This window comes from Mycobacterium sp., from assembly GCF_050701675.1.
GTDB lineage: Bacteria > Actinomycetota > Actinomycetes > Mycobacteriales > Mycobacteriaceae > Mycobacterium.
Genome location: NZ_JBOGDD010001214.1, coordinates 1 through 10,196, shown reverse-complemented (window position 1 = coordinate 10,196; position 10,196 = coordinate 1). Strand labels below are relative to the sequence as shown.

At 67.4% G+C, this 10,196-nt stretch carries 10 protein-coding genes; 2 read left to right on the top strand and 8 right to left on the bottom strand.

What is annotated here, in order from left to right; translation table 11 throughout:
• Nucleotides 1-37 precede the first annotated feature (37 nt).
• Entirely contained in the window at nucleotides 38-457 is a 420-nt protein-coding gene (locus tag ACRDUX_RS37740; protein ID WP_526422144.1) for a PH domain-containing protein, read from the bottom strand.
• A 155-nt stretch (nucleotides 458-612) separates the two neighbouring features.
• Entirely contained in the window at nucleotides 613-897 is a 285-nt protein-coding gene (crgA, locus tag ACRDUX_RS37735; RefSeq protein ID WP_526422142.1) for a cell division protein CrgA, read from the bottom strand.
• A gap of 110 nt (nucleotides 898-1,007) precedes the next feature.
• Between crgA and ACRDUX_RS37730 the strand changes: the two genes are divergently transcribed.
• Both ACRDUX_RS37730 and ACRDUX_RS37725 read left to right on the top strand, forming a co-directional pair.
• Nucleotides 1,008-1,757 carry a DUF881 domain-containing protein gene (locus ACRDUX_RS37730; RefSeq protein ID WP_526422140.1) on the top strand — a complete coding sequence of 250 codons (750 nt, stop codon included), beginning with the start codon at nucleotides 1,008-1,010 and terminating at the stop codon, nucleotides 1,755-1,757.
• A gap of 84 nt (nucleotides 1,758-1,841) precedes the next feature.
• Entirely contained in the window at nucleotides 1,842-2,516 is a 675-nt protein-coding gene (locus ACRDUX_RS37725; protein WP_526422138.1) for an aminodeoxychorismate/anthranilate synthase component II, read from the top strand.
• Here the strand turns inward: ACRDUX_RS37725 and pknB are convergent.
• The 6 genes from pknB to ACRDUX_RS37695 all read right to left on the bottom strand — a co-directional run.
• Nucleotides 2,494-4,386, bottom strand: a complete 1,893-nt coding sequence (gene pknB, locus ACRDUX_RS37720) for a Stk1 family PASTA domain-containing Ser/Thr kinase (RefSeq protein ID WP_526422136.1) — start codon at nucleotides 4,384-4,386, stop codon at nucleotides 2,494-2,496. The two genes, ACRDUX_RS37725 and pknB, sit on opposite strands and share 23 nt — an antisense overlap.
• On the bottom strand, nucleotides 4,383-5,675 hold the full coding sequence (locus ACRDUX_RS37715; protein ID WP_526422134.1) for a protein kinase domain-containing protein: 1,293 nt from the start codon (nucleotides 5,673-5,675) through the stop codon (nucleotides 4,383-4,385). Before ACRDUX_RS37715 ends, pknB begins: the two co-directional genes overlap by 4 nt.
• Complete coding sequence (gene pbpA, locus ACRDUX_RS37710; RefSeq protein ID WP_526422132.1) at nucleotides 5,672-7,150, bottom strand: D,D-transpeptidase PbpA; 1,479 nt, start codon at nucleotides 7,148-7,150, stop codon at nucleotides 5,672-5,674. Before pbpA ends, ACRDUX_RS37715 begins: the two co-directional genes overlap by 4 nt.
• On the bottom strand, nucleotides 7,147-8,562 hold the full coding sequence (gene rodA, locus ACRDUX_RS37705; protein WP_526422130.1) for a peptidoglycan glycosyltransferase RodA: 1,416 nt from the start codon (nucleotides 8,560-8,562) through the stop codon (nucleotides 7,147-7,149). Before rodA ends, pbpA begins: the two co-directional genes overlap by 4 nt.
• Nucleotides 8,559-10,070, bottom strand: a complete 1,512-nt coding sequence (locus ACRDUX_RS37700; protein ID WP_526422128.1) for a PP2C family protein-serine/threonine phosphatase — start codon at nucleotides 10,068-10,070, stop codon at nucleotides 8,559-8,561. Before ACRDUX_RS37700 ends, rodA begins: the two co-directional genes overlap by 4 nt.
• The coding region (locus tag ACRDUX_RS37695) for an FHA domain-containing protein (RefSeq protein ID WP_526422146.1) at nucleotides 10,067-10,196 on the bottom strand (130 nt) is incomplete at its 5' end. The genes ACRDUX_RS37700 and ACRDUX_RS37695, both read right to left, overlap by 4 nt.

Genomic DNA, 10,196 nt, shown 5'->3' with positions numbered 1-10,196 from the left:
GGTCGGCCCCGCGGGGCGGAATCGTGCGCGGAGCCGGTTAACCGCCCGCGTATCCGGCGTCGGTCAGGGCATCCAAGACGCCGAGCGGATCGGTGCCCAGATCCCAGCGGGTGAACACCAGCAGGTGGTCGTCGGGCGCGGTGTCGATCTCCAGGAGACGCACCTTGCGCCCGATCCGGCGGAATTCGGTGATGCGGACCTTCGCGACGTCGTCCCGCCGAAGGACGCGCGTCCCGAACCAGCTGCGAGCGACCAATCCGGCATCGGTGATTGCCAGCTTTGGTCGAGCGCGCCACGACATGCTTGCAAACGCGAGTAAACCCACCGCGGCAATGCCGGCAAGGACACGTCCCGGCGGATCTGTGACTATGGTCACAGCGGAGATTGCCATCAATAGGCCGAAGAAGCCACAGGCTGCGATTCCGGCCGTCGGGGGGCTCCACTCAGTTTGCTGCATCGCGTCAGTGCACCCTCTATGCGTGTGCGATCGAGTTATCCACAGGTGCTATCCCCAATGGGGATGAATGACATCGATGTGATTGGGTGGCGCGAAGGTTGCCAAATGCGTAACGCGAAGGAACGAAGTTGAATTCATTCCTGTCCGCGGAGAGCTCATCGCCACCGCATGGTGAGCAACAATCCGGTGATCATGAAGGCAAACGCGATCGCATAGTTCCACTGGGCCAGGTTGGCCATCCATGTGAGGAAGCTGGGAGCGTCCACCGGATTCGTCGCGGCGAGCTGGAACACCAACAACCACAGCAAGCCGAACAGCATCAGGCCCACGAACAAGATCACGAACCACATGCTCGACGGGCCGGCCTTGACCTTGACCGGGACCCGGCTGACCTGGCCGATCGTGAAGTCGTTCTTCTTGCGGACCTTGGACTTGGGCATGGTTACCTTCGGACAGTTGGCTCTGACGGTGACGATTTAGAAAATACGGTGCGACGATGGAGCGGATGCAACCCAGAGCCTAACGCAGCACGCGACCGGGAGGAGAAACCATGGCCCGCGCAGGTCGGTCGCCCTGGCGCCTGGGTGTGCCAGTCGTCTGCCTGTGCGCCGGATTGCTCCTGGCGACCACCCACACCGTGTCGGGCGGCGCCGAGATCCGCCGCAGCGATGCGCCGCGGCTCGTCGACCTGGTCCACGAGGCACAGGCGACCGTCGACCGGCTCTCCGCCCAACGCGAGGCCCTCGTCGACCAGGTAGACAACCACCACGGCGGCACCCCGACCACGGACGCGGCACTCAAGGCGATCACCGCCCGCGCCGACGCGTTGGCCGTCGACGCCGGCCTCGCAGCGCTTCGCGGGCCCGGGCTCGTCGTCACCCTCGACGATGCCCACCGCGACGCCGCGGGCCGCTTCCCCGGCGATGCCTCGGCCGACGACCTGGTGGTGCATCAACAGGACATCGAGGCCGTGCTCAACGCGCTGTGGAGCGCAGGGGCCGAAGGCATCCAGATGCAGGATCAGAGGATCATCGCGACGTCTGCACCCCTGTGCGTTGGCAATACGCTGCTGCTCAACGGACGCACCTACAGCCCGCCCTACGCGATCACCGCCATCGGCGACGTGGCAGCCATGCAGGCGGCCCTGGCGGCCTCCCCGATGGTGGCGCTGTACAACCGATACGTCCTGAGGTTCGGCCTCGGCTATACGGAGGTCCCGAAGGCCCGCGTCGAGGTGATCGCCCATCCGCCCGCGGTGCGCATGCGCTACGCCAAGCCCGCAGGCCCGCTCGGCTACTGATGGGGTGATTTGGGCGCGGAGATCCGTGCTCGCCGCGGACGAGCGCGCCGAAATCGCTGGGGAGGGGTTCGGTAACCTGGGATGATGCGGGTCCTCGTCGTCGACAATTACGACAGCTTCGTCTTCAACCTCGTCCAGTACCTCGGACAGCTCGGCGTGACCGCCGACGTGTGGCGCAACGACGACGCCCGATTGGCCACCGACACCGACGTCGCCAGGGTCGCCGAGGACTTCGACGGAATTCTGCTGAGCCCAGGACCGGGCACCCCGGAACGCGCTGGGGCGTCGATCCCGCTGGTTCGGGCCAGCGCCGCCGCCTCGACGCCGCTGCTCGGCGTGTGCCTGGGACACCAGGCGATCGGGGTGGCATTCGGTGGCACCGTCGACCGCGCACCGGAGCTCCTACACGGTAAGACCAGTAGCGTGAACCACGCGAACGTCGGTGTGCTGAAAGGACTTCCGGATCCCTTCACGGCGACGCGCTACCACTCGCTGACCATCCTGCCCGACACCATGCCCGCCGAACTCGAGGTCACCGCGCAGACCGCAGGCGGTGTCGTCATGGGAGTGCAGCACGTCGAACTGCCGATCCACGGGGTGCAGTTCCATCCCGAGTCGATCCTGACCGAGGGTGGCCACCGGATGCTCGCCAACTGGCTGGCGGTGTGCGGTCAGCCACTTGACGAGAATCTGGTCGGCGGGCTCGAGCGCGAGGTCGCCGAGACGGTTCGGGCGGCTACTGCGCGAAGCTCAGCGTGATGGTGTCGGTGAACTTCAGCGGAGTGCCCGGCGCCGGATCCTGAGTGACCACACCGTTGGTGGGCACGCCGCTGTTCTCGGCGTTCGGAAGCTTGACGAAGTTACTGCCGACGTTCTGCCAACCGAGCGACTGGAGGATCGGTGAGGCGTCGTCCCAGAACTTTCCCTTCAAGTCCGGCATCTTGAACTCGTTGCCGGCTGAGACCTGCACCTGAATCGGAGAATCCACCGGCACGGTCTGGCCTGCCGGCGGCACCGTGCCCACCACTTGCCCCTTCGTGTTGGCGAGTCCGTCGATCTGAATCGGGATGGGGGGAGCGGTGAACTGGTTCGCCGAGATGATCGCCGTGGCCTCGTCGAGGGTGCGCCCCTTGACGTCGGGAACCGGCTTGGTATTGGGACCACTGCCGACGACGACCGTGATCACGTTGGTGATCGCCGACGTCGAGTTGGCCATGGGGTTGGTCAGCAGGACGCGGTCTTTCTGATCCGGTGTCGACGCGGAGGTCGAACGCTGGAACTTCTCGAACCCGGCATCCTTGAGCTTGCTCACGCACTCGGCATAGCCGAGGTTCTTGCAGTCGGGTATCTCTTGTTGCTGAGGACCCGTGGACACGTTGATCGTGACCTGGTCGTCCCGCGCGGCCGAGGTTTCGGCGCCAGGATCGGTACTGATGACCTTGCCGACGTCGACGTCGGAATCGGGCTGCTGGTTGCGGACGGTCTTGAAGCCGAGGTTCTGCAACGCGACGACGGCCTCGTCGTACGCCTGGTTGCGGAGATTCGGGATCTGCACGTCGCGGGGATTGCCACCGACGAAGTTGAGCACGACCGTCACGACGACGGTCAGCACTGCCAGCACGGCGACGACGGCGAACCAGCGGCCGATGGCGGGATTCCGCTCCTTGGGCCGGTAGGTCGGCTGGTGAGTCGGAATGAAGTCGGTCGGTTGGGAGCGGCCGTTGGACGGCGTTGCCGAGATCAGTGACGTCCGTTCGGCGTCGGTGAACACCTTCGGGGCCTCGGGGGGCTCGCCGCTGTGCACGCGGATCAGGTCGGTGCGCATGTCGGCGGCCGTCTGATACCGGTTGTCGGGGTTCTTCGTCAGCGCCTTGAGCACCACGGCGTCCAACTCGGGCGACAGTGCCGGGTTGCGCTCCGAGGGCGGCACCGGATCCTCGCGCACGTGCTGATAGGCCACGGCGACGGGGGAGTCACCGACGAAGGGCGGCTCGCCGGTGAGCACCTCGTACAGGACGCAGCCCAGCGAGTACACGTCGGAGCGGGCATCGACGGTCTCCCCGCGGGCCTGCTCCGGCGACAGGTACTGCGCGGTGCCGATGACGGCCGCGGTCTGCGTGACGGGATTGCCTGCGTCGGCGATGGCCTTGGCGATGCCGAAGTCCATCACCTTCACCGCACCGGTCTTGCTGATCATGATGTTGGCTGGCTTGACGTCGCGGTGGATGGTGCCGTGCTGGTGGCTGAAGTTCAGCGCCTGACAGGCATCGGCGATGACCTCGATCGCGCGGCGCGGTTCGATGGGACCGTCGTTGTGCACGATGTCGCGAAGCGTGATGCCGTCGACGTACTCCATCACGATGTAGGGAAGCGGACCGGTGGCGGTCTCGGCCTCACCCGTGTCGTACACCGCGACGATCGCGGGATGGTTCAGCGCGGCGGCGTTCTGCGCCTCCCGACGGAACCGCAGATAGAAGCTGGGGTCACGCGCCAGGTCGGCGCGCAGCACCTTGACTGCCACGTCGCGGTGCAGGCGGACGTCGCGGGCGAGGTGAACCTCGGACATACCGCCGAATCCGAGGATCTCCCCGAGTTCGTAGCGGTCGGATAGGTGTTGCGGGGTGGTCATGCGAATGTCTGCTCTGTGGCTGGTGGCGGGAGTGTCCCGGGATCGGCTCCGCGATGACCGGCGGGGACCGCATCGGTCCGGTCGGTTTCGAGGCCCCAACCAGGCGCGGGCATGGCGCCGGGAGTGGCGGGTGGTTCGGGCAGGACCGTCGTGCTGGTCTCGGTGGACGGGGCCGGCTTTTGGTCCTTGCGGTCCTGCACGTTCAGCACCATCAGGATCGCGATGATGATGGCCAGCGTGCCGAGAACACCCGCGGCCCAGAGCAGCGCCCGCTGGCCAGGGGAGAACGTCCGCTTCGGAGGCGGAGTGCGATGACTGCCCGTCGGCGGCCGTGTCCGGACGTTCGCGGTCGGCGGACGGCCGTAGTCGGGGACGGCGCGGGTCTGCGTCGTGGACGGGATGGCGGCGGGGGTGGCGCGACCGATGGTCGGCGCGTGGTTCGGCCGGGGTGGCCTGCGCCCGGCGCGGACGGCGGCGACGGCGTCGGCGAACGCTCCGCCGGTGCGGTAGCGCTGGCCGGGCTCCTTGAGGAGGCTGATCTCGATCAGCTCGCGCACGTTCGGCGGGATGTCCGCGGGCAGCGGGGCGGGCTGTTCCTTGATGTGCTTCATGGCGACCGTCAGCGCACCGTCGCCGGTGAAGGGGCGGCGGCCCGCCACCGACTCGTAGCCGACGACGCCGAGGGAGTAGACGTCGCTGGCGGCGGTGGCGTCGCGCCCGAGGGCCTGTTCGGGGGCGATGTATTGCGCGGTGCCCATCACCATGCCGGTCTGCGTCACCGGCGCGGCGTCGACGGCCTTGGCGATGCCGAAGTCGGTGAGCTTCACCTGCCCGGTGGGGGTGATCAGGATGTTGCCCGGCTTGACGTCGCGGTGCACCAGGCCTGCGGTGTGGGCGACCTGCAGTGCCCGGCCGGTCTGCTCGAGCATGTCCAGCGCGTGCCGTAGTGACAGCCGTCCGCTGCGCTTGAGCACGGAGTTCAACGGCTCACCGGTGACCATCTCCATCACCAGGTAGGCGGTGCGACCGGCGTCGTCCAGCTCGGTCTCGCCGTAGTCGTAGACGCTGGCGATACCGGGGTGGTTCAGCATGGCGACGATGCGCGCCTCGGCGCGGAACCGCTCCACGAACTCGGGGTCCGAGGAGAACTCGGCCTTGAGCACCTTGATGGCGACGATCCGGCCCAGCCGGGTGTCCTGACCCTCCCAGACCTGACCCATTCCGCCCGTGGCGATGAGTCGCTGAAGACGGTAGCGGTCGGACAGCGTCACTCCGACGCGCGCGCTCATGATCCCTCCCGCAGAGCCGCGGCAATGGTTGCCCGCCCGATCGGAGCCGCAAGGGCACCACCGGTCGCGGACAATCGGTCACCGCCATTCTCCACTAAGACCGCAACGGCAACCTTCGGCGCCTTGGCCGGTGCGAATGCGATGTACCAGGCGTGGGGTGGCGTGTTGCGTGGATCGGAGCCGTGTTCGGCCGTCCCGGTCTTGGATGCGATCTGGACGCCTGCGATGGCACCCGTCTGCTGGGTCACCTGCTCGGCGTCGATCATCAGGTCAGTAAGTGTAGTGGCGACCTGAGGTGACACCGCCCGGCGCAGCTCCTGAGGACTCGTCGAGCTGATGTTGCCCAGATCGGGTCCCTTGAGGTTCTCGACCAGATACGGCTGCATCGTGACGCCGCCGTTGGCGACGGTCGCGGCGATCATCGCGTTCTGCAGCGGGGTGAGTGCCACGTCCTTCTGGCCGATGCTGGACATGCCGAGGGCGGCGTCGTCGCCGACGGGGCCGACGGTCGATGGCACTACCTGCAGCGGTATCGGCGCGGGAGCGCTGTCGAGACCGAACGCCTGGGCGGTGCTGCGCAGCGCGTCGGCGCCGGTCCGGATGCCGAGGTCGACGAAGGCGGTGTTGCACGACTTCGCGAACGCGGTGCGCAGCGTGGTCGTCGGGTCGGCGCCGCACGGCGATCCACCGTAGTTCTCCAGCGTTGCGGTGCTGTTGGGCAACGGGATTCGGGCCGCCGCGGTGACTTGGGTGTCGGGGGTCGCGCCGTTGGCCAGCGCTGCGGCGGTAGTGATCACCTTGAACGTCGAGCCGGGGGGATAGGTCTCCGAGATCGCGCGGTTCACCAGCGGGTTGTCCGGGTTGTCGCGTAACTGCTGCCAGGCGTTCGACTGGACGTTGCCGTCGTGCGACGCGAGGAGGTTGGGATCGTACGACGGAGCCGACACCATCGCGAGGATCTTTCCGGTCGACGGTTCGAGCGCCACGACCGAGCCCTTGCACGGGCCGCCGCTGCAGCCCTTCTGCATGGCGTCCCAGGCGGCCTCCTGCACCTGCGGGTTGATCGTGGTGGCCACGTTCCCGCCGCGGGGGTCACGCCCGGTGAAGAAGTCCGCGAGTCGGCGGCCGAACAGCCGCTCGTCGGAGCCGTTCAGGATCGAGTCCTCCGCACGCTCGAGCCCGGTACTCGAGTACAGCAGTGAGTAGAAGCCGGTGACCGGCGCGTAGGCCTGAGGGTTCGGGTAGACGCGCAGGAACCGGAAGTGCCCATCGGTCGACGTCGAGTAGGCGAGCAGCTGCCCGCCCGCCGAGATCTGGCCGCGCTGCCGGGAGTACTCGTCGAGCAGGACGCGCTGGTTGCGTGGATCGGAGCGCAGGGCGTCGGCTCTGAACACCTGGGTGATCGTGGCATTGGCGAGCAGCAGCACGATCAGCGCCATGATGGCCACGGAGATGCGTCGTAGGGAGGTGTTCATACCCGCCCGATCACCTCCGTGTGCGCGGTGGCGATCGGGGTCGCGTTCGGCGCCTTCGTGTCCAGCGGGCGACGAGCCGAGTCCGAAATGCGGATCAGGATCGCCAGCAACACGTAGTTGGCGATCAGCGACGAACCGCCGTACGACAACCACGGTGTGGTGAGACCGGTCAGCGGGATCAGCTTCGTGACCCCGCCGACGACGATGAACAACTGGATCGCCAGCGTCGAGGCCAGGCCGGCCGCCAGGAGCTTGCCGAAGCTGTCGCGCACCGCGACCGCCGTCCGCAGGCCCCGGATGATGAGGATCGTGTAGAGCATCAGGACCCCGGCGAATCCGACGAGGCCGAGCTCTTCACCGATCGCGGCGATGATGAAGTCGGTGGAGGCGGCGGGCACGGTACCGGGCTGACCGTTGCCGAGGCCCGTGCCGAAGATGCCGCCGGTGGCGAAGCTGAACAACGACTGCACCATCTGGTAGCCCGCGCCGTCGGGGTCGGCGAAGGGGTCCAGCCAATTCTGCACGCGCGTCTGGACGTGCGCGAACGCGTAGTACGCCGCGACGCTACCGACCGCAAAGAGCGTGAGCCCCAACAGAACCCAGCTCAGCCGGTCGGTGGCGATGTAGACGAGCACGAGGAACGACGCGTACAGCAACAGCGAGGTGCCGAGATCCTTCTCGAAGACCATCACGCCGACGGAGGCAATCCAGGCGACCAACAGTGGGGCCAGGTCGCGGGGGCGTGGGAGGTTCATCCCGAGGATGTGCTTGCCCGCGCTGGTGAACAGGCTCCGCTTGGCCACCAGTACGGACGCGAAGAAGATCAGCAGCAAGATCTTCGAGATCTCCGCTGGCTGAATCGAGAAGCCGTGCACGCGAATCCAGATCTTCGCGCCGTTCTCCTCGGAGATCGAGCTTGGCAGGATCGCCGGGATGGCCAGCAGGACGATGCCGACGAGTCCGCAGACGTAGCCGTATTTGGCCAGGGTGCGGTGGTCGGTGAGGAAGGCCACGACGAGGCAGAACGCCACCACGCCGACCAGTGTCCACAGCATCTGCTGATTGGCGCTCGGGCCTCGTGCGCCCCCAGCTCCCAGTGCCCCCTCGGCGAGGTCGAGACGATGAATCATCACCAGCCCCAAGCCGTTCAGCAGCGCGACCACTGGAAGCAGCAGTGGGTCCGCGTAGGGCGCGAAGCGTCGCACGGCCACGTGCGCAGCACCGAACAACGCGAGGAACCCGAGGGTGTATTGCGCCAGGTCCCAGCGGATGCCCTGCTCCTGGTTGGCCTCCACGATCAGCAGCGCGACGGTGGTGATCACGGCGGCGAAGCCGAGCAGGAACAGCTCGGCGTTGCGCCGGTTCGGCAGCGGGGGAAGCACTGTCACGGGCGCCTGTGGCTGGGTGCTCATGACGCCGTCCGGCAGTCGGTGCCCGGCTTCTGCGGTGGGGGCGGCAGCGCCGTGGCGGTAGGTGACGGCGTGGTCGGTGGCGGCGGCGCAGGCGCGGACGTCGGCGGTGGTGCGGTCACCGTGGTCGGCACCTCGGGTGCGGGTGAGGGCTCCGTGCTGCTTGGCGACGGGGTGGGAGCGGCAGGCGTGGTCGACGGTGCCGGCGTCCTCGGAGCGGGTGGCTCCGTCGTCTTCGGAGTGGGTGCCACGCAGATTGGCAGCACCGAGGACTGACCCAGTTCCCTGAGCTGCCGGATGGCCTCGTCGAGGGTGCCGCCTGGGAGGCCGGCAGTCACCTGGGCGCGTTCGGATTCGCGGAGGTCGGCGACCTTCAGCGCCTGGCAGCCGGTGCGATCGTCGTCAACGCCGATGTTCGTGATCGAGTTGCGGGCATCGAGGCAGGCGATCTGAAAGGGTTGCTGCAGAGCCATTCCCACGAAGCTTCCCTGCACACCGCGCATGATGTACACGGATCCGTTGCGCTCCGCGACGTAGTAGTTGTTCTGAATCACCATGCGGCCGACCGCGAGTCCCGCCAAGACCAACACCAGCAGGAGCAGCGCGACGAAGATCATCGTGCGCCGCGAACGCGGCTTCTTCACCGGAGCCACGGGTTCCACCGCGGTGCGCTGGGCGGCGGCGACGCGCTTCGGGTTGAACGCCGATGCGCGGCCCGCGGCCGTGTTGGGGGGTGCGCTCTGGTCGTCCACGCCGGATACCGCACCGGCGAGGATCGGCTGGGTCTGGCCGTACTCGTAGTCGACGACGTCGGCGACGACCACGGTCACGTTGTCCGGGCCGCCTCCGCGAAGCGCCATTTCGATGAGCCGGTCGGCGCTTTCGGTGACGTCGGCGATCTGAAGCGCGTCCAGGATGGTCTCGTGGCTGACCGGATCGGACAGCCCGTCGGAGCAGAGCAGGTAGCGATCACCCGCATGTGCCTCGCGCACCGTCAGCGTCGGCTCGACCTCGTGTCCGGTCAACGCGCGCATGATGAGCGACCGCTGCGGGTGGCTGTGCGCCTCCTCGGCAGTGATGCGGCCCTCGTCGACGAGCGTCTGGACGAAGGTGTCGTCCTTCGTGATCTGGGTGAGCTCCCCGTCGCGCAGGAGGTAGCCGCGCGAGTCGCCGACGTGGACGAGCCCAAGTCTGTTGCCCGCGAACAGAATCGCGGTCAAGGTGGTTCCCATGCCCTCGAGCTCGGGATCGGCCTCGACGTGGGCCGCGATCGCCGAATTACCCTCGTGGACGGCGGAGTTGAGCTGGCTGAGGAGGTCACCGCCTGGCTCGTCGTCGTCGAGGTGGGCCAGTGCCGCGATCACCAACTGCGAGGCGACCTCACCAGCGGCGTGGCCGCCCATGCCGTCGGCGAGGGCCAGTAGGCGCGCGCCGGCGTAGACCGAATCCTCGTTGTTGGCGCGCACCAGGCCGCGATCACTGCGCGCGGCGTATCGGAGGACGAGACTCATGGACGCAGCTCGATCACAGTCTTGCCGATTCGCACCGGCGTTCCCATCGGAACCCTTACCGCCGTCGTCACCTTCGCCCTGTCAAGGTATGTACCGTTGGTCGATCCTAGGTCCTCGACGTACCAT